Genomic DNA, 21,204 nt, shown 5'->3' on the forward strand with positions numbered 1-21,204 from the left:
TTTGGGGAGGTCAATATGGATATTATAGCTTTAATTTTATTTTTAGGTGTTATTGTTCTAGCTTTTGTACGTAAGAATAATGCAGGGATTTTAGCTTTAGCTGTTGGTGTCATAGCAGTTAGAATATTTGGCATGGATGAAAAAGAGCTTTATGGAGCTATAAGTAACTCAATGTTTACAACACTTGTTGGAATAACATTACTTTTTGCAATAGTAAATTCAACTGGAGCATTAAAGTTAGTTGCAGAAAAAATAGTAGCTGTTTCTGGTAAGCGAGTTTGGCTTATTCCAATAGCAGTTTTTATTGCAGGATTTATTGTTGCAGGTGTTGGTCCAGGTGCAATTCCAGCACTTGCGATAATTCCAGCAATGGCTGTTCCCGTAGCAATAACTGTTGGTTATAATCCTGTAATGCTTGCACTTATAGGCGAATGTGGATTAATGGCAGGTCGTATGACACCTATTACTCCAGAAGGTCAAATTATAACAACTGTTGCAGAGAGTGTTGGGATTGAAAATGTTATGCCTGCTATTTTAGCATGTCAAACCTTATCAACGATTGTATTTTCAATAGTATTGTTCATAATTTTTAAAGGATATAAACTTAAAAAACCTATAAATATTATAGATAGTAAGAATATAGAAAAGTTTAATGTAAAGCAAATAATTTCTCTTATAAGTATATTAGTCATGATTGCTTTTATTATATTTTTCGATATGAATGTTGGACTTGCTGCCTTTTCAGTTTCGGCTATACTTCTTCTTTTCAATATTGCTGAAGATGGAGAATGTATCAAGGCAATCCCATGGAGTACAATAGTAATGGTCCTTGGGGTGGGAGCAATGATGACAATTGTGGATGCAGCAGGAGGGATTGACTTGATGAGTAATGCATTATCATCACTAATGAATAGTAAAACTGCTACTCCAATTATGAGTATTTCAGCAGGACTTATGTCTATGGTAAGTTCGGCATTAGCAGTAGTGTATCCAACTATGATGCCTATGTGTGTTGATATAGCTAAGTCAGTTGGAGGAGTAGACCCACTAGCACTTATTGCAGCAGTTGGTGTAGGAGGTTCTCTTGCTGGTGTAAGTCCACTTTCTACTGGTGGTGCATTGATTTTGGCAGCTATGGGGTCAAGTAAGAAAGACTTTAATAAAGAAGAACAAAATAAGGTATTTATTCAACTTTTCATTATGAGTGCAGTTGGATTATTAGTTATTGCAGTAGTATCAGTTTTATTCTTTAATGGAATAGCACATATAATGCATTAATTTCGATAATTGAGGAATTTGTCATTAAACTCAACTTTTAATATTGAGTAATATAATATAAATTGGAGGTATAGATATGAAAAAAGGAGCATTAAGCGATATAAAAGTACTTGACCTTACTAGAGTTCTTGCAGGTCCATATTGCACAATGATGTTGGCTGATTTTGGGGCACAGGTTATAAAAATAGAAGTGCCAGAAAAAGGTGATGATACAAGAAAATTTGGACCTTTTGTAAATGGAGAAAGTTTATACTATGCAAATATAAATAGAAATAAGAAAGGTATAACTTTAAATCTTAAATCAGAAGAAGGTAAAAACATATTCTTAGAAATGGTAAAAGAGGCTGATGTTGTTGTAGAAAATTATAGACCAGGTGTAATGGAAAAGTTAGGGCTTGGTTATGATGAATTATCTAAAGTTAATAATCAAATAATTTATGGAGCTGTGTCAGGTTTTGGCTGTTATGGACCATATTCAGAGCGTCCAGGATATGATATTATTGCACAAGCAATGGGTGGACTTATGAGTATAACAGGAACTGAAGGAGGAGAACCAACAAGAGTAGGAAATGCTATGGGAGATGTATTGGGAGGTATGAATTTAACTATTGGCATACTTATGGCACTTAATGCTAGAAAGATATTTGGAAAAGGACAAAGAGTAGATATTTCCCTCGTTGATTCAGTTGTATCATCTCTTGAAACTGGCATACAAAGATATTTTGATTCTGGTCAGCCTGAACTTATGGGGAATAGATACGCTTCTGCTTACCCTTATGACTCTTTTAAGGCAAGTGATGGTAATTTTGTAATAGGTTGTGGTAATGATAAATTGTTTGAAAAATTGTGTAAAAAAGTACTTTTTAGAGAGGAACTTTTAGAAGATGAAAGATTTAAAACAAATCTTAAGCGTTGTGAACATCATAAGGCTCTTAAACCAGAAATAGAAAAATGGTCTGTTAAGCATACAATAAAAGAAGCAGTTGATTTAATATCAGAAGCTGGCGTTCCTGCTGCACCTATTTATAATCTTGGTAGTGTTACAACAGATGAACACATTGCAAAAGCAAGGGAAATGATTGTAGATATGAGACATCCTATTATAGGAGATATGAGAGTCAATGGAAATCCAGTTAAGTTGATGGCAACAAAAGCCCAAATTAATGTACCAGCACCATCTTTAGGAGAAAATAATGAGGAGATTTATAGTAGTTGGCTTGGTTTTGATAGTGATAAAATAAATGATTTAAAAGAAAATGGAGTTATTTGATTTTAGAGAAAAAGTATAAATATAATATTTATTCTCTCCTAAGAATTGTAAATCAAATCTAAAATTATCATAAGCATTTAAGATAGGAAAATCTATTTAGACATTAAGTCTTTGTGGATTTTCCTATTTTCGTTAAAAATTTATACTATTGGAACAGATATATAGATATACTAAACTAAAGTATTAACAATTTAAATTGATAGAAAATAAGTTACCTATATGTTCTAAAGATTCTTTATTAGACTGTAAAGAGGCTTATGGGCATGTTACTTAAATTATTTTAATGAAAATATCAAAAATGAGACCGCATTCTCAAAAATGAGACTGTGTTTTTTAAGTATTTTCTCTAAAATGAGACAAAAATATTGTTTTATGGGTTTTATTGGATAAAAATTCTTTAGTGAATTACAATTTAATCAATTCTAAAGTTAAAAATTATTAGAAATTAAGTGAAATTTATGTATATTTTGTTTATTTTATCAAAAAAAAACAATTTTTTAATGAAAATAAAGAAATTAAATATAAGTTGGCTTAGAACTTGCTAATATATATTAACAAGAAAGTGTAGAAAAAATAACAATGAATAATGGGGGGAATATGATGGGATTTGTAATGGAAAATTTAAAAAATCTTAAGGTGGAAGTTAAGGATAAAGTCTGTGTTATTACTATAAATAGACCTAAAGCTTTAAATGCTCTTGACAATGACACCCTTAGAGAATTATCTCAAGTTGTTGATGTAGTATCAGAAAGGGAGGAAATATTAGGAGTTATTATTACTGGAGAAGGTAAAGTTTTTGTAGCTGGAGCTGACATACGTCAGATGCAAAACTATAAAAGTGAAGAAGGAAGAAAATATGCAGGTTATGCCCAAGGGATTTTTGATAAAATTGAAGCTCTTGAGAAAACAGTAATAGCAGCAGTTAATGGATATGCATTAGGTGGTGGATGTGAACTTGCTATGAGTTGTGACATTAGAATTGCATCAGAAAAGGCTATATTTGGACAGCCTGAAGTTAATTTAGGAGTCATTCCATGTTTTGGCGGAACTCAAAGATTATCAAGACTTGTTGGAACTGGGATAGCTAAAGAATTAATTTTTACAGGAAGGCAAGTAAATGCAGAAGAAGCTAAATCTATTGGTCTTATTAATAAAGTAGTTCCAAGTGATGTGCTTTTAGAAGAGGCAATGAAGATGATGAATCAAATAGTTGAAAAAGCACCAATAGCAATAAGATATGCAAAAGTAGTTATTAATAAAGGAATAGATATGGATTTAAAAAATGCTCTTGAACTAGAGAAAGATATTGCAGGTTTAACTTTTGCTACAAGAGATAAACAAGAAGGAATGGATGCATTTATAGAAAAGAGAAAACCGATTTTTGAAAATAAGTAGCTATTATAATTAAATTGGAAGAAATGTAGAACATATTAAAAATCTAAATTTCGTGAAAAAATACATATAGTTTAATTTTAAAAGGAGTTAATTTATGAATACGGGAGTAATTATAAGTTTAGTAGGAATTATCATAGCCCTATCCCTTCTAGTTGTAATGGTTATGAAGGGAGTAAATATTTTTATAATAGCAATTGTATGTTCACTACTAGTTGCTATAACAGGAAATTTAAATGTATATAATGCACTTAAGGTGGATTATATGACAGGATTTGTTGGATTTCTTCAGGCAAATTTCTTTATTTTCCTAACGGGTACTTTAATGGGAAAAATAATGGAGATTACTGGCGGGGCAAAATCTATTGCTAAGATGATTGTAAGATGGATTGGTAAGGATAAAGCATTGCTTTCTATTCCAATAGCATGTGGAATATTGGCCTATGGGGGAGTGAGTGTTTTCGTTGTAAGTTTTGCAGTGTTTCCGATAGCTTTAGAAATTTTTAAAGAAGCTGATTTACCACGAAGATTCATACCAGCAGCTTTGACTTTTGGCTGTTCAACTTTTGCTATGGTTGCACCAGGAGCACCACAGATTCATAATATTGTTCCAGCTTCAACCTTAGGGACAGATATTATGGCTGGAGCAGTAAATGGATTTATATCATGTGCAGTAATGTTTGTAGTTGGAAGTATCATTTTATACAAAATGGTTTCAAAGGAAAAGGCTAATGGTGGACATTTTATAGCACATGAATCAGATATATTTGATGAAGTAGCAACAACTAATTCTAAGAGAGAAAATGGTCCTAATGGTCTAATTGCATTAATTCCATTAATAGTATCAATCCTAATAATCAATGTAAAAATTAATGGACAAGCAATAGTACCAATTGAGGTGGGAGTGTTTATAGGAGCTTTATTAGTGTATTTATTGTTAAATAAATATCAAGATAATAGCAAAATAGTTGGACATGTTGGTGATGCATGTAAAACTACAGTAGTAGCAATATGTAATACTTGTGCTGTAGTTGCGTTTGGTTCAGTTGTAAAATCAGCAGTTGGTTTTGACTTTATAGTTAATGCTATGACTAATATTCCTGGACCTCCTATTGCAGGGGCTGCGGTTGGGACTACAGTTATTGCAGGTATCTGTGGGTCAGCTTCAGGTGGACTTGGAATTGCCGCTCCACTTCTTGGACCAGTATTTTTAGCTAAAGGTGTTTCTGCTGCAGCGTTAACTAGAACTATGGCAATTTCATCAGCAGCATTAGATTCACTTCCACACAACGGATATATAGTTACTGTAACAAATGGTCTATGTAAAGAATCACATAAGGATGCCTATATGCCAATATTTTGGGTAACTGTTTTAACCCCAATTATTGGAACTGTAGTAGCAGTTCTTCTCTTTACAATGTTCCCAGGATTACCATAACAGAAAAGATAAAAAAGTATAAATTATATTTTGATATGTAAAATCAATTTTCAAAATATATATAATAAATTTTATGTTTTAGTAACATGAATACCATATTTAAAATACCAAGTTGACAGTATAAGGAGGAATTGAAAGTGTTAAATAAACCATTAGAAGGAGTTAAGGTAATTGACTTAACATATTTTGTAGCAGGTCCAGGTACTTCTAAAATATTAGCTGACTGGGGTGCTGATGTTATTAAGGTAGAGCCGAGTTTTGGAGACCCAGGAAGAAAGACAGGGGCAACAATGACAATGCCAATAGATGATGATAATAATCCTTTTTACAGTACATATAATTCAAATAAAAGAGGTTTGTCTATAAATCTTAAGAGCGAAGCAGGAATTGAAATTATGGATAAGCTTTTAAGTGAAGCCAACGTATTTGTTTCAAGCTATAGAACAGGAGCATTAAAAAGGCTAGGTCTTGACTATGAATCATTAAGTGAAAAGCATCCACATCTTATCTGGGGACAAATAAATGGTTTTGGTGATTTTGGACCTGCTAAGGATAATGCAGGTTTTGATACAGTTGCATTTTGGGCAAGAAGTGGAGCTATGCTTGATATCGCAGAGAAGGATACAAGTCCAATAAATCCACCTATAGCTTTTGGAGATGCCACAACTTCTTGTAGTTTATCTGGAGGTATATGTGCAGCTTTATACCAACAAGCTAAGACTGGAAAAGGGCAAAAAGTAATGGCCTCTTTATTCGGACAAGCAATATGGAATGCATCATCTTTATTAGCATCTACACAGTTTAGCGACGAGTACCCAAAAACTAGAAAGAATGCTATTTCTCCAGTAATAAACTCTTATCGTTGTAAAGATGGAAAATGGATATTCTTAAGTATCCTAGAGCATGAGAGATATTTTGAGGCACTTTGTAGATTATTTGGAAGAGAAGATTTAATAAAAGAAGAGAAATTTGCATCTTCAGTAGAAAGTAAGAAAAATGCTACAGAACTTATTAATATTTTGGATGGTGAATTTGCAAAATTCACTCAAAATGAGATGGTCGAAAAGCTTACTACTGCGGATATAGCCCATGAAAGAATTCAACATGTTAACGATGTAGTAACTGATGAACAGGCTATTGCTAATAACTATATATATGAACATACAAGCAAAAATGGAAATAAGACGATGCTTGCATCCACTCCAGTTAAGTTTGGAAATATTGAAGTTAACATGACCTGTGATGCACCACTTATAGGAGAACATTCAGATGAGATATTAAGAGAACTTGGATACAGTGATTCTGATATAGAAGCTCTAATTGAGTCTGGAATTGTAGCAATGAATAAAGAAACATGTGAAGTATGTCAATAAATAGGAGGAAATTTTATGGATTTTAGATTAACAGAAGCACAATTAATGCTTCAAAGAGTAGCAAAAGAATTTGCAGAGAATGAAATAGCACCAATAGCTGCTGAAACAGATAAAACGGGTATTTTCCCAAGAGAGCTTTTTAGCAAAATGGCTAAAATAGGATTTAATGGTATTGGGACGCCTGTAGAGTATGGTGGCTCTGGTGGAGCGGATATAGAAAAGGTAATTGTTGTTACTGAGGTTGCAAAAAAATGTGCAGCATCTGCAGCAATACTATCAATACACACAATATATGCTCAAGCTATTTTGAAATTTGGTACTGAGGAACAGAAGAAAAAATACCTTCCTATGATGGCTGAAGGTGGGTGTGTAGGTGCTTTTGCATTAACTGAACCTAATGCTGGTTCAGATGCAGCAAGAGCTGCAACAACTGCAATCATTGATGAAGCAACTGATGAATATGTTTTAAATGGGACTAAGTGCTTTATTTCTGGTGGAGGTCAAGCAGAATCGTTAATAATATTTGCATTGACAGACCCATCAAAGGGGATAAAGGGAATGTCTGCTATCATCGTTGACAAAGGTACTCCAGGTTTTTCAATAGGAAAAATTGAAGAAAAAATGGGTATCCATGGTTCAGAAACTGCAGAGTTAATCTTTGATAACTGTAGAGTTCCAAAATCTAATCTATTAGGAAAAGAAGGAAAAGGCTTTAACATAGCTATGACTTGTCTAGATGGAGCAAGAATTGGAGTTGGAGCTCAAGCTGTAGGAATTGCTGAAGGTGCCTTAGAAGAAAGTATAAAATATTCTAAAGAAAGAGTTCAGTTTGGCAAGCCAATTTCAGCTTTGCAAGGTATTCAATGGTATATAGCAGATATGGCTACTATGGTAGAATCAGCAAAGTTGTTAGTATACTATGCGGCAGACTTGAAAGCTAGAGGAGAAAAACACACTAAAGAAGCTGCCATGGCAAAATACAATGCCTCACGCACTGCAAGAGAAGTTACAAATCTAGCTCTTCAAATCCATGGAGGATATGGATATATGAAAGATTATCCATTAGAGAGAATGTACAGAGATGCCAAGATAACAGAAATTTACGAAGGTACTTCAGAAATACACAAGGTTGTTATTTCAAGAGCAGTACTAGGATAGGAGGAAGAGAATGAATATAGTTGTTTGCTTAAAGCAAGTTCCAGATACTAATGAAGTTAAAATAAATAAAGAGACAGGTACTCTAATAAGAGATGGTGTACCAAGTATAATTAATCCAGATGATAGAAATGCTTTAGAAGAAGCGTTAAAAATAAAAGATGAACTAGGAGCAGTGATTAAGGTTGTAAGCATGGGACCTCCTCAAGCTAAAAGTGCTTTAAAAGAAGCTTTGGCAATGGGAGCTGACGAAGCATATTTAATTTCAGATAGAGCTTTTGGTGGTTCAGATACTTGGGCTACATCAACAATTATTGCTGCTGCTATAGAGAAGGTTGGAAAGTATGATGTAATATTCTGTGGAAGACAAGCTATAGACGGAGATACAGCTCAGGTTGGACCAGAGGTTGCAGAATTCTTGGGAGTGGCACAAGTTACCTATGCAAAAGAAGTAAAGGTTCAAGGTGATAAATTACTAGTAACTCGTTATACAGAAACAGGAGATTATTTAATAGAAGCAAAGATGCCAGTATTACTAACTGCTATAAAAGAGTTGAATAGTCCAAGATATCCAAGTGTCAAAGGAATCTTAGAAGCTTACAATAATGGGGATGAAAAGATTACTGTGTTAACACTTGCAGATTTAGATATTGATACAACTCAAATTGGATTAAAAGGTTCACCTACAAATGTTTACAAGTCTTTTGTACCAGTTAAAGACAAGCATAATGAAATAATCGAAGGTATAAATAAAAAGGAAAAAGCTGATAAATTAATAGAAATACTATTCGATTTGAAACTAGTATAGGAGTGTTAAGATGATGAGAGCAAAAGTTAATCAAGGTATAAATTTAAATGATTATAATGGAGTTTGGGTAATAGGAGAGCAAAGGGAAGGCAAAATTAATCCTGTTACTATAGAACTTATTGGTGAGGGAAGAAAGCTTGCTGACCAACTAGGGAAAGAACTTGCAGTTGTAATAGCTGGATATGAAGTAGAGAAAGAAGTAAAGGATTTACTTCACTATAGTGTTGATAAAACATATTATATCAATGACCCTCTTCTTAAAGATTTCACAACTGATGGATATGCAATTTCAATTGCAGGTTTAATTGAAGAGAAAAAGCCAGAGGTTGTACTAGTTGGAGCTACTTCTATAGGAAGAGATATCGCACCTAGAATTGCAGGAAAAGTTGGGACAGGTCTAACTGCTGATTGTACAAAACTTGAAATAGATTCAACAGATAATAAGTTATTACAAACAAGACCAGCATTTGGTGGAAATTTAATGGCTACTATTGTTTGTCCAAAAAATAGACCACAGATGTCAACAGTTCGTCCAGGTGTTATGTCAAAAGCTGTAAGAACTGAATCAGAGAGTGGAGTTTTAGAGGTTGTTACTCCAAAACTTACTGAAAAAATGATTAGAACTAGACTAGTAGAAATGCTTCCACAAGAAAAGAAATCCATAAATCTAACTGATGCTAGAATAATAGTATCAGCAGGAAGAGGATTAAAGAGAGCAGAAGGATTTGAACTAATAAAAGAATTGGCAGATAAATTGGGGGCAGAAATTGGTGCTTCAAGAGCGGCAGTAGATTCAGGGTGGATAGAACATTCTCATCAAGTTGGACAAACAGGAACTACTGTTAGACCAGAGTTATACATTGCATGTGGAATATCTGGAGCAATACAGCATCTAGCAGGGATGAGTGATTCTAAATATATAGTTGCTATAAATAAAGATTCCAAAGCTCCTATTTTCGATATATGTGACTATGGAATTGTAGGGGATTTATATGAAATTCTACCTGAGATGATAGAGTCATTAAATAGGTAACTTCTAGAAAACATTGAATACATAGAATGGTAAGTCTTATAATATTGTATTGTAAGACTTATTATTTTTGCTGAAGGTGATAGTGGAGGGATGAGACAATGAAAGAGCACTGGTATAAGGATATATTTGCAAGAGTGTTATCCATGACTGATGATGGCTTTATTGTTGTAAATAAAGATGGAGTAATCATAGATATTAATGATAAATATTGTGATTTCTTAGGGAAAGAAAGAGAAGATATAATAGAACATAATATACAAAGTATTATACCAAATACAAAAATGTTAGATATTATGAGAGATAAATATTGTGAAGAAGGAGCCATACATCATTATTTAGGTGGAAAAACAAAAGAAAAAAGTGTAATAGTAAGTAGATCTTATGTGGAAAATGAGAATGGAGAAGTAGTTGCAGGGGTAGCTCAAGTTAAATTTAGACTGCAATCCTTTGATGTAGCTAAAAAGTTAATGTCAGAATATATGGAGCTACAATATTATAAAGAACAGTTCAAGGATAAATGTAGCTTTGACAAGCTCATAGGTGAAAATAGAGATTTCATAGAACTTAAGAAAACAGGTATGAAAGCTTCTAAAACCAACTTCTCAGTACTTTTAACGGGTGAGACAGGTACAGGGAAAGAAGTCTTTGCTAGAGCAATTCACAATAATAGCAGTAGAGCAGACAAACCTATGGTTAGTATAAACTGTGCTGCAATACCAGAAGAACTACTAGAATCAGAGCTATTTGGGTATGATGAAGGAGCTTTTACAGGAGCAAAAAAGGGAGGTAAAAAAGGTAAGTTTTTAGTTGCGAATAATGGTACAATCTTCTTAGATGAAATAGGCGACATGCCTTTGACCATGCAAGCAAAACTTTTAAGAGTTCTTCAGGAAAGTGAGATAGAACCAGTTGGAGGTCTTAAGACTATAAAGATAGATGTAAGGGTAATCTCTGCTACAAGAAAGAATTTAAGTAAAATGGTTGAAGAGGGATTGTTTAGAGAAGACTTATACTATAGGTTAAATGTAATAAATATTCATATGATGGAATTAAAGGACAGACAAGATGATATTTTATTGCTAGCAAATTATATACTAAATAAATTAAATGTTGAATATAAGAAATTGAAAGTTCTAAGTGATAATGTTAAAAATTGTTTTATTAACTATATTTGGCCAGGAAATATAAGAGAACTAGAAAACGTAATAAAAAGCGCCTATGCTGTAAGTGATGATATGGTCATTATGATGTGTGACCTTCCATCTAAGATGGATAATATCAGCAGAGTAGCTCAATGTAATGTGGATAGTAATTGTTCAATTCATGAAATGGTTGAGAATTATGAGAAGAGTTTAATTATTGATGTTTTGAAGAAGTACAATTGGAAATGTTCCAAAGCAGCAGAGGTTATGGGAATACACAAAAGTCTTTTATATAAGAAAATAAAAAAGTATGAAATTGAATTAAATAATTAAGGTGAATTGAATTTAATTGGAAATAACAAAACCCTCCTAGCTTTTAGACAGTTTTACATATTTTAACTGTCTGCTAAGAGGGGTATAGTTCAAATTCAGAATTACTTTTACTTATCATTTGCCAAAAATGTTTTAATAGTTCTTCTGTTATTTAGTCATAATTTTCTACTTCTTTATCAAGTTCTTTTCCACAAGAATCACATTTATATATAGCATTATATCCGTAATCATATTCATCAACTATTTTCTTTTGTCTAAATACACCACCACATTCACATAAGAAACCGCTTTTTATAAGTGTAACAATAAATTGAGACTTTATAAATTTTATATCATTACATTTGTCATTAGCATAAAATGTATAAATATAAGAGTTATCACATTCATCTCTTAATTCAAATTTTTCAATATATGTGCTGTTTTTTAATTCCTCAAATTCTTCTTTAGTCAAGTATGATTTTTGTTGCAATTCATGTAAGCGTTTAATTTGGTCCATCATTTACATCCTCCCAATAATTTTAGTATTTTAAGCTTAGACAAGGATTCTAAGTTTTATTAAATTTATCTCAAGGAATTATTTAAATCATATTTAGTTTTATTAATTACAAGATATATAAATTAGATTGATTAAAACTAATTGTAAAAATAATATCCTATGAAAACCTAAATTACTAACCCCTTACTAACCCGAAAACTAAAAAAGAAAAAAGAAAAATATATCCAAACATAAGTGATATATAAATAAAAATATTCTATATAAATTTAACTTTAAATATTCTGACAATAATATATAAAAATATATTATAGTTAAAATATACCACATATTTTGGGTATTGTATACTGGAATTAGAGCAATTAATTTATTTTTTAACATACAAATGATTATGTAAAAAAAAACAAGACTCAAAAAATTTTATATTCTTTGATAGAATAAAAATGAGAGTAAATTTATTGAATTTTATAAAATTTATAAGGGGTGAGTATAAGATATGCAAGAAAATAAAAATGATATATTTGAATCAATAGATAATGATGATTTTGATAATAAGACAGAAGATGAATATTTAGAAATAGTAAGAAAAAACGGATTAAATTTAATATACATAAAAAATCAAACGGAAGATATATGTCTAGAAGCTGTTAGACAAAATTGTAATGCAATAAAATGTGTTCAGAATCAAACAGAAAAAATATGCCTAGAGGCAGTTAAACAAGACTGGAGAATGTTAGAATTTGTGGAAGAGCCAACAGAAGAAATTTGCATGGTGGCCATTAATCAAGATGGAACAGCATTAAAATACATAGAAAATCAAACAGAGGAATTATGCCTAAGAGCTGTTGAAAAAAATGGTGCTGCATTGGAATATGTAAAAGAGCAGACAGAAGAAATCTGTATAGAAGCAGTGAGAAACAGCGAGTTTGGGTTAGCAAGGGTAAAAAAACAAACAGAAAAAATATGCATGGAAGCAGTTAAGCATTGTAGTTATAATCTAAAATGGGTAGAAAATCAAACAGAAGAAATCTGTATGGAAGCAGTGAGACAGAATGGGCTTGATTTGAAGTTTGTAAAAAATCAAACAGAAACAATTTGTTTAAGAGCAGTAAGACAAAATGGAATGGCACTAGAATTTGTAAAGGAACAAACTATTGGTATATGCTTAAAGGCAGTAAGACAATATGGAATGGCATTAAAATTTGTAAAAGAGCAGACAGAAGAAATTTGTACAGAAGCTATAAAACAAGATAAAAGAGCTCTTAGTTTTGTAAAAGAAAATAAGGAAAAATATAAAGTTTTATATGATAATAATGAGCCATTTGCAAAACGCTATGTTAGAAATGTAATAGAAAAAGAAAACAGAGCATTGATTAAAAAGGGTGAAGAAAATGCAAAAATCAAAATTGCAGGAAAACTTTATGACAGAGGAATGTCTTTTGAAGAAATATCAGATATAGTTGAAATTGAAATAAGCAAATTAAAAGTGAGTTTAGGAGTCTTTTAAAGTAATAAATTTAGGGATTTTTTTAAGTGAATAGTTAATAAAAAAATAATCGACTAGTTCTTTGTAGTATATCAAAATTAATGCTATAATTTTACATATAATAAATTATTTTTATTAAATAAGGGGGAATTTAAGTTGAAGATTACGATATTATATCAAACAAGAAGTGGAAACACAGAAAAGGTAGCTAAGCTGATAGAAGATGGGGCTAAAAAAGTGGATGGAATAGATGTTAAACTTATGAGATTTGACAATATTGATTCAGAGTATTTAAGTGAAAGTAAGGCAGTAATATTTGGAACACCAACTTATTTAGCAAATACAACTTGGGAAGTAAAAAAATGGTTTGATGAAGATTCAAAGAAAATCAACTTAGCTGGAAAATTAGGCGCTGTTTTTGCTACATGCGACTATGTCTGTGGAGGTCCAGATGTTGCAATACTTACTATAGTAGGTCACTTGATGGTCAAAGGTATGCTTGTTTACTCTGGAGGAGGCTCTTTAGGAAAGCCATTTATACATTTGGGACATGTACATTCAGTTGAAGGACCAGAAGTACAAAATGAGAAGGCTATAATATTTGGTGAAAGAATTGCTACTAAAGCAAAAGAGCTATTCGCTTAATTTCTATATGTGTATTAAGAATTATAATAAATTTAGATTTTTAGTGGGGATTTGATGTAAAAGTTATAAAATAAAAATTTTTCCATAAAATTACTCAAGATGAATTATAAAATAATTATATTATTAAAATAATTAAAATTAAACATTAATAGTGAGGGAAGTTTATGGTATGGCATATAGAATATGAGATTTTTTCTGCAGTTATAGTTATCTTTTTAATGGTATACTTTTTTAGAAGTAAATTTATACCTACATTACAAAACAAAATATATTGTGCACTTTTAGTATTCTCATTTTTATTTATAATTTCAAATATTTTAGGCTCATTTTGTCTAAACAACGTAGATGAAATTCCAATTTTTATTACTATTTTATTGAATCAAGTATATTTATTATTATTGCCAATACCAGCAGCACTTGTATCGTTTTATGTGATGGCTATTATTTATCAAGATATAAGGTATATGAAAAAAAGGTTATTATTTTTATCTATACCACTCATAGTTTGTATAATCTTATCTATTACAAATCCTTTTACAAATATTCTATTTGGATTGTCAAAAGAAACAGGTTATATACGGGGTTATGGATATGTTGCAACTTTTGCATCTTTTTTCTTTTATGCAATATATTCAGCATTTTTATCTTTTAAATATAGAAAAGCAATGCATGAATCAAAAATATGGGCTATTAGAGGTTTTCTTATAGTTTCAGTTGTAGCAATTATATTACAGGCGGTTTTTTTACAATATCTTCTTACAGGAGCTGCATGTGCATGTAGTTTACTTTTGACATATCTTTCTATGCAGAATCGAGGTCTTATTATTGATGACCTTACTGGTGTACTCAATAGACAATCTTTTATTCAAGAGTTAGATTTGAATATCAATACTGAACAATCAGGATTTATCATCACAATTGCACTTGATGACTTTAAATTTATGAATGAAACTTTTGGGACTAAAAATGGAGATATTGCATTAAAAGAAGTTGGAAAATATTTGATTCATATACATGATGTAAATCATGTATACAGAATAGGAGGAGATATATTTTCTATTGTTGTAAATAGTCAACTAGGTATAGAGCCAGAAGAGATTATTAAAAAAATAGAAGAAAGATTCAAAAAACCTTGGTTAGTAGAAGAGATAAACTTTAATTTAGCAACTAGTATTGCTGTAGTTTATTATCCAGAAAATGCTGAAACAACAGAAGATGTTATAGTTGCTATAGATTTCTCTATACATGAAGCAAAGCGTTCTGACTCAAAACATGTTATTTATGCAGATGCATCTATAAGGGAAAAGATAAAGAAGAAACATATGATTAAAAATTGTTTAAAAGAGGCATTAGAAAATGATGGATTTGAAGTTTATTATCAGCCAATATTTTCTAATAGTAGAGGTAGATTTACCTCAGCTGAAGCATTACTTAGGATGGAACATAAAGACTTAGGGTTTATACCTCCTGATGAATTTATAACAATTGCAGAACAAACAGGGTTGATTAACTTAATTGGATTAGTAGCTTTTGAGAAAGTATGTAAATTTATAGCTAGTGATGATTTTGAGGATTTGAAATTAGATAATATAGCTGTTAATCTTTCTGTAGTGCAATGTATGCAAAAAAATTTGGCTGATGATTTACTTTACATTATGGATAAATACAATGTATCACCAACTAAGTTTAAACTTGAAATTACAGAGACTGTGGCATTGGGTTCTTTTAATATAATTAAAGAAACAATGGAAAGATTAATTGATTTAGGGGTTAAGTTTTCACTTGATGACTTTGGAATTGCTTATTCTGGAGTTACTAATATGCTTTCTTTACCATTTTCAATAATTAAGTTGGATAAGAGTTTGATTTGGTCTATGAATGAAGATAGTAGGCACAAACTTACAGTTGAAACTATTATAGCTCTTATAAATAAATTGAATATGAAGGCTGTAGCAGAAGGTGTTGAGACTGCCGAATGTGCTGAAGAATTAGCGGATATGGAGTGTGAATATTTACAAGGTTATTATTTTTCTAAACCAGTTCCAGAAGACGTTTTGAAAAATTTATTAAAAAGAAATGTATTTGTAGACTAATAACCTTTATTTTTTTAATTACAATTTTGTTCATTGACACTGTTAGTTATATATTATAAAATTAACACAATAACAAATATTAAAATTATTATACATATTATTAATATTAATTCCTAAAGTAAAGATTTATTATATATTTTATAACTTAGAATATATATTTTACTTAATTATTCTAAAGTAAGAAAGGAAGATGTGACATGAATAGAAAGAAAATATTAGTACCAATTGATGGGACAGAGAGAAGTATGCATTCTTTGGAATTTATACAAGGAATATTCAAAAAAGATGAAGTCGAAGTAGAGATAATGAATGTAAAAGAACTAGTATTTATTGATGGCATATCCCTGGCTGAAGAAATAAAGAATTCTGAGAACTTAGGAAGAAGAATCCTGGATAAAGCAGCAGAGATAATGGGTGAGTATGATGTTAAAGTACACTTTACTTTTGGATATCCAGGAGATGAGATAATTAGAAAAGCAAAAGAAGATAATGTAGATATTATAGTTATGACAAAATCTACTAAAAAAGGTCTTACAAGAATGATAGGTTCAGTAACAGCAAGTGTGGTTAAACAAGCCAAATGTATAGTAATGATTGTACCGGAGTAGAATTAGTGAGGTATTTGAAATATGAATAAAAAGATAGTAGCAGTTTGTGAAAGTGAAAGAAGTTTAAATTCTCTTAAGGAAGCTGCAAATGATTTAGGATTTGATTTAGTTTATGAAATTCAAGAGAATGATAATATAAAAAATGAACTTTCAATTTATGATATAGAAGATGCATCTATTGTATTATTTGTTACAAGTGATTCTATAGAAAGTATAGATAAGATTGACAGATTTATAGATAGAGAATTTTATGAAGTTGACCCAAAGTATATAATAGAAGATGCAAAATCTATAGTAAGTGAAATTTTAATAGACTTAAATTAATCGTGGGTGTCGTGCTAAGAATAGGGCGACGCCTTTTTACGTATTTTATAATAAAAAAATCCCAATTTATTTAAATTTGAGATTTTTTTATTATAAATAGATTTAAGATAAAGTAGAAGTTTAATCATGTTGAAATAACTGAATGACATCTTCCAAATGATTGTACATTGCTGTATAACCTAAGTCAGAGTCTTTATTATCAAATGCCATCATTATCTCGTTATGATGACTAATCATATCCTGTAGAGAATTTCTATATTTAAACCCAAAGTATTGGTTAGAAGAAATTGTTTTAGGTATTAACTCATAATATTTTATAAAAATTGGATTATGAGAAGCCAATATTATTTCCTTATGAAATTGTAAGTCAGCATCATAACATTCTTCTATAAAACCTTGAGAAACCTTATCTAGTTCTTCTACTGACTTCAAATAAGCATGTCTTATTTTTTGAAGTTCTTTAGTAGTAGCATTTAAAATTGCCAATCTTGTAGCTTCACTTTCTATAAGTTGTCTTGCTCTTAAAGATTCAACGTAAAATTCTTGTATATTGTGATTTTTATATACTTCATTATCATCAAACAGGTCAATTTTTTTAAATCCTTCAACTACAGGACTTGAGTAAGGTACAGCCCTAAGTATTCCTTCTTTACAAAGTATATCTATAGCATTTCTTACAGGGATTCTGCTTATATTAAACAGGTCAGCAATCTTTCTCTCACTGGGCAATTTACTATTAATTTTAAAAGTTCCATTTAGAATATTTAATTTAATATAATCAATAATTTTTTCAGTGGCATTTAAGTTTTTCATAAAAACTCCTAAACATATAATTTTTTTATGATTGTATTATATCATAGTTAAGAGTTAAATCTACTTTTTTATAATATGTATAAGATAATATAGAAGCTATTATAGCTATAATAGCTAAGGTAAAATAGCCATATTGAATTGAAATATAATCTGATATTTTACCAACTAGCATTGGAAATATAGACATTCCTATAGCATAAATTGCTTGAAAAAAACCCATTGCAGTAGATTTCTGATGTTTTGGTACGTTTTTCATAGACTCACTAGTAAGGTAAGAAAGAAGTATACCTGTAGATATACCTGGTAGCAATTGTAAGCTAAATACTATGGTAATATTTTTTATTGTTGGAACTAAAAAGCAATAGGCTGAAATTAAAAGAAATACTAAAGGAATCCAAAATTTTGGTCCATATTTGGTGCAAAATTTAGTAGAAGCAAAGCCAGAAGAAGCAACAGCACACAGCATGTAAAATATGGAAGATAAGCCTATAAGGGTAGAGCTAGAGCCTAAATTTTTAAGAATTTGAGTAGTAAACGACATTGTTGTGGACATTTGAATACCTTGTTGAATCAATGCCATAAAAGAAAAAAATATAAGTCTTTTATCCATACATATAGATAAATGGTTTTTAATTGATGTTTTTTTGTGTATATTATTTAAATTATGTTCTTTTATATTTAAAGCTAGAATTGTGCCAATAACTGAAGATAAGACACTCATGATACATAAAGTTGTCATTCCTAACCTTTCATAAAATAAAGTACTCATAACAAATCCAATTAACATTCCTAGATTGTTTACTAATATTATCATACTCGTAGCTTTTTGTTGATGTTCTACAGAAAAAAAGTTGGTGTAATGAACCATGTAAGAAATCCAAGTTGATGATGATATTCCAGATAAAATATTAGCTATAAGAAAACCATTGCCTCCAGGAGAAAAGATTCTTATAAGAGATGCTAAACCAGCAAAAAAAATTCCTGATAATATAAATATTTTGTGTTTATTTATATTATCAGCAAAGACTCCAACAGGAAGTCTTAGCAAACATTGTGAAACTCCATAGGCACCTATTATTATGCCAATCATATTTGTAGATACATTACAGGCACTTAAATATGGATTTTGGAAAGGTATGTATACATATTGCGAAAACCAGAAAAATGCAACAATAGTAAGTAAAAGTAGTTCTTGATTAGATGTTTTTTTCATATTATCCTCCGAATGGTATTTTTATAATGCAAATAATATACCATTTAAAAATTTTAATCAAGTACTTTCTATTGAAAAAAATAAATTAAATATATAATTATTATTTACTAAAAAATTATATTTTATAGTTGAATTAAGAAAACGCTTGTGTTACTATTAAATTAACAAATTTGAATATTATAACAGTAGACGTGTTACTGGTAATGCAGGCAAGATCGAATCAATTTTTATAGATTATCTATAGAGTACTATGGGTATAATCTATTTATTTGGTTCGTTTTTTTTGTTTAAATGGCCATAAAACAAAAAGCCTATAATTGAAAATGGAGGATTTTTTTATGGATTATAAAAATATAGCTCAAGAAATTCTACTAAACGTAGGAGGAAAAGAGAATATAAATGAAGTGACTCATTGTATGACAAGACTCAGATTTAAGGTTAAAAGTTCTTCTAAAGTGAATAAAGATAAGTTATCCAAAACTGAAGGAGTAATAACTGTTGTTGAGAGTATGGGTCAAATACAAGTTGTAATTGGTAATAAAGTAAAAAAAGTGTATGATGAGGTTATAAAAATGGTGCCTCAATCAAATGAAGTAAGTAAAAAAAATGAAAATGAAGAAAAACAAGGTATAATGAATTCTATATTATCCGCAGTAGCTGGTATATTTACACCTACAATACCTGCTATAGCAGGTGTTGGTATGATTAAAGGTATTTTATCAGTTCTTGCCATGTATTATATGAATAAACATGGGGTAGATATAAAAGAAACTCAAAGTTATATCATTTTAAATGCTATGGCTGATTCTATATTCTACTTTATGCCAATTATACTAGGATATACTGCGGCTAAAGTGTTCAATGCAAATAAAATAATATCAATGGTACTAGGAGCCACACTTTGCTATCCAGCTTTTACGACTTTGATGGCAGGTGAAGAGACTGTTAGATTTTTAGGGTTGGTGGTAACCAAAGCTACATATACATCATCTGTTATTCCAATAATTATTGCTATATGGGCTCTTTCATATGTTGAAAAAGTATTAGAAAAGTATATTCCTGAAGTAATAAAAATAATAATGGTTCCTACATTATCATTAGTTATAATGTTACCTGCAACATTATTTTTATTTGGACCAATTGGTATCTATATAGGAAATATCATAAACTTTTCTTACAAGTATATTTATGAACTAAGCCCTGCATTGTGTGGAGCATTTGTAGGAGGATTATGGTGTGTTTTAGTTATATTTGGAGCACATAGAGCACTGTTACCAATAGGTATAAGTGATGTGGCTCAGACTGGAAGACAAAATTTATTGGCATTTGCAGGAGCTGCTAACTTTTCACAAGCAGGAGCTGCTCTAGGGGTATTTTTCAAAACAAAAAACCAAGGTTTAAAAACAATCTCTATGTCTGCAACTATAACAGCTCTATTTGGTATAACTGAACCTGCAATATATGGCGCTAATCTTAGATTGAAAAAACCTATGGTATGTGCTGTAATATGTGGTGCAATTGGAGGTGCCATAATGGGAATGGGTGGAGCTTATGGTAATGCATTTGCAAACCAAGGTGTTTTAACTATACCTGTATATGCTGAGGCAGGGGCACTAGGTTTTTTAAGTTATTTAGGTGGTTGTGCTATAGCGTTTTTTGGTTCAGCTATTTCAACTTATCTAGTAGGGTTTGAAGATTTAGAAGAATCTTCTAAAGAAGAAAATTCAGTTATAAAAGTAGAAACACAAGATGGCGTTATTGATATAACTTCACCTGTTGAGGGAGAATGTATAGAGTTGTCAGAAGTAAAGGATGATGTATTTGCATCAAAAGCTATGGGAGAAGGGATAGCTGTATTACCTAAAAAAGGAGTAATAACAGCACCTACTGACTGTGAAGTAGCCTCTTTATTTCCAACATTACATGCGATAGGATTAAAACTGGATAATGGAGCAGAGATGTTAATACATGTTGGAATTAATACAGTAGAATTAAATGGTAAATATTTTACAAAACACGTTAATCAAGGAGATTTAGTTAAGAAAGGTGATAAACTTATATCCTTCGATATAGATAAAATAAAAAAGGCTGGTTATGATGTAACTACACCAGTTATAGTAAATAATACGTTTGATTTTGGACAAGTAATTTCTTGCAAGCCTAGTTATGTTTCAACTAATGATAATATAATTTCATTGGTATTAGCTAATAACTAAGTTAATTTAACTAGAAATAAGTAAAAAATAAATAATCAGGCAAGTATATTCAAAAAGTGAACTTATGGCAATGAATTAATGAAGAAAATAA

The 21,204-nt window shown here is 30.6% G+C and carries 18 protein-coding genes; 15 read left to right on the forward strand and 3 right to left on the reverse strand.

The genetic code is table 11. The features are described from left to right. Positions 1 to 15: 15 nt before the first annotated feature. From ACTG45_RS04545 to ACTG45_RS04585, 9 genes are all read left to right on the forward strand, one after another. Positions 16 to 1,278, forward strand: a complete 1,263-nt coding sequence (locus ACTG45_RS04545; RefSeq protein ID WP_479919916.1) for an SLC13 family permease — start codon at positions 16 to 18, stop codon at positions 1,276 to 1,278. 76 nt (positions 1,279 to 1,354) lie between these two features. After that, positions 1,355 to 2,548 (forward strand): CaiB/BaiF CoA transferase family protein, encoded by a 1,194-nt coding sequence (locus tag ACTG45_RS04550; protein WP_479918252.1) that lies wholly within the window; start codon positions 1,355 to 1,357, stop codon positions 2,546 to 2,548. 600 nt (positions 2,549 to 3,148) lie between these two features. Further along, positions 3,149 to 3,943 (forward strand): enoyl-CoA hydratase-related protein, encoded by a 795-nt coding sequence (locus ACTG45_RS04555; protein ID WP_479918253.1) that lies wholly within the window; start codon positions 3,149 to 3,151, stop codon positions 3,941 to 3,943. Positions 3,944 to 4,037: 94 nt separating this feature from the next. Further along, positions 4,038 to 5,378: a GntP family permease gene (locus tag ACTG45_RS04560; RefSeq protein WP_021383672.1), complete on the forward strand. Its 1,341-nt coding sequence runs from the start codon at positions 4,038 to 4,040 to the stop codon at positions 5,376 to 5,378. A gap of 137 nt (positions 5,379 to 5,515) precedes the next feature. Continuing rightward, positions 5,516 to 6,751: a CaiB/BaiF CoA transferase family protein gene (locus ACTG45_RS04565; protein ID WP_021383553.1), complete on the forward strand. Its 1,236-nt coding sequence runs from the start codon at positions 5,516 to 5,518 to the stop codon at positions 6,749 to 6,751. A 15-nt stretch (positions 6,752 to 6,766) separates the two neighbouring features. Next, positions 6,767 to 7,909 (forward strand): acryloyl-CoA reductase, encoded by a 1,143-nt coding sequence (gene acrC, locus ACTG45_RS04570; protein ID WP_479918254.1) that lies wholly within the window; start codon positions 6,767 to 6,769, stop codon positions 7,907 to 7,909. 10 nt (positions 7,910 to 7,919) lie between these two features. Continuing rightward, positions 7,920 to 8,714 carry an electron transfer flavoprotein subunit beta/FixA family protein gene (locus ACTG45_RS04575; protein WP_021383678.1) on the forward strand — a complete coding sequence of 265 codons (795 nt, stop codon included), beginning with the start codon at positions 7,920 to 7,922 and terminating at the stop codon, positions 8,712 to 8,714. Between the two features lie 13 nt (positions 8,715 to 8,727). Continuing rightward, positions 8,728 to 9,747, forward strand: a complete 1,020-nt coding sequence (locus tag ACTG45_RS04580) for an electron transfer flavoprotein subunit alpha/FixB family protein (protein WP_479920281.1) — start codon at positions 8,728 to 8,730, stop codon at positions 9,745 to 9,747. Positions 9,748 to 9,845: 98 nt separating this feature from the next. Beyond that, positions 9,846 to 11,222, forward strand: coding sequence for a sigma-54 interaction domain-containing protein (locus ACTG45_RS04585; RefSeq protein ID WP_021383613.1), 1,377 nt, complete (start codon positions 9,846 to 9,848; stop codon positions 11,220 to 11,222). A gap of 151 nt (positions 11,223 to 11,373) precedes the next feature. Here the strand turns inward: ACTG45_RS04585 and ACTG45_RS04590 are convergent, their stop codons facing one another. After that, entirely contained in the window at positions 11,374 to 11,721 is a 348-nt protein-coding gene (locus ACTG45_RS04590) for a hypothetical protein (protein WP_234781094.1), read from the reverse strand. Between the two features lie 490 nt (positions 11,722 to 12,211). Here ACTG45_RS04590 and ACTG45_RS04595 point away from each other — a divergent pair, with 490 nt between their 5' ends. The 5 genes from ACTG45_RS04595 to ACTG45_RS04615 all read left to right on the forward strand — a co-directional run bounded on the left by ACTG45_RS04595 (position 12,212) and on the right by ACTG45_RS04615 (position 16,871). After that, on the forward strand, positions 12,212 to 13,222 hold the full coding sequence (locus ACTG45_RS04595; protein ID WP_021383621.1) for a DUF4116 domain-containing protein: 1,011 nt from the start codon (positions 12,212 to 12,214) through the stop codon (positions 13,220 to 13,222). Positions 13,223 to 13,357: 135 nt separating this feature from the next. Continuing rightward, the gene (locus ACTG45_RS04600) at positions 13,358 to 13,846 is read left to right on the forward strand and encodes a flavodoxin family protein (protein ID WP_021383614.1); all 489 of its coding nucleotides are present in this window, start codon (positions 13,358 to 13,360) and stop codon (positions 13,844 to 13,846) included. A gap of 164 nt (positions 13,847 to 14,010) precedes the next feature. After that, complete coding sequence (locus ACTG45_RS04605) at positions 14,011 to 15,939, forward strand: EAL domain-containing protein (protein WP_021383662.1); 1,929 nt, start codon at positions 14,011 to 14,013, stop codon at positions 15,937 to 15,939. Between the two features lie 197 nt (positions 15,940 to 16,136). After that, positions 16,137 to 16,547 (forward strand): universal stress protein, encoded by a 411-nt coding sequence (locus ACTG45_RS04610; protein ID WP_021383594.1) that lies wholly within the window; start codon positions 16,137 to 16,139, stop codon positions 16,545 to 16,547. A gap of 21 nt (positions 16,548 to 16,568) precedes the next feature. Next, complete coding sequence (locus ACTG45_RS04615; RefSeq protein ID WP_021383628.1) at positions 16,569 to 16,871, forward strand: PTS Lactose/Cellobiose specific IIB subunit; 303 nt, start codon at positions 16,569 to 16,571, stop codon at positions 16,869 to 16,871. A 120-nt stretch (positions 16,872 to 16,991) separates the two neighbouring features. Here ACTG45_RS04615 and ACTG45_RS04620 read toward each other — a convergent pair whose 3' ends face one another. Together ACTG45_RS04620 and ACTG45_RS04625 are read right to left on the reverse strand one after the other, a co-directional pair. Beyond that, complete coding sequence (locus tag ACTG45_RS04620) at positions 16,992 to 17,684, reverse strand: FadR/GntR family transcriptional regulator (protein ID WP_479918256.1); 693 nt, start codon at positions 17,682 to 17,684, stop codon at positions 16,992 to 16,994. 25 nt (positions 17,685 to 17,709) lie between these two features. Next, on the reverse strand, positions 17,710 to 18,897 hold the full coding sequence (locus ACTG45_RS04625) for an MFS transporter (RefSeq protein WP_479918257.1): 1,188 nt from the start codon (positions 18,895 to 18,897) through the stop codon (positions 17,710 to 17,712). A gap of 338 nt (positions 18,898 to 19,235) precedes the next feature. Between ACTG45_RS04625 and ACTG45_RS04630 the strand changes: the two genes are divergently transcribed. After that, positions 19,236 to 21,113, forward strand: coding sequence for a beta-glucoside-specific PTS transporter subunit IIABC (locus tag ACTG45_RS04630; RefSeq protein ID WP_021383656.1), 1,878 nt, complete (start codon positions 19,236 to 19,238; stop codon positions 21,111 to 21,113). The last annotated feature ends 91 nt before the right edge of the window (positions 21,114 to 21,204 follow it).

The sequence above is a fragment of the Clostridioides sp. LIBA-7602 genome (genome assembly GCF_056688945.1).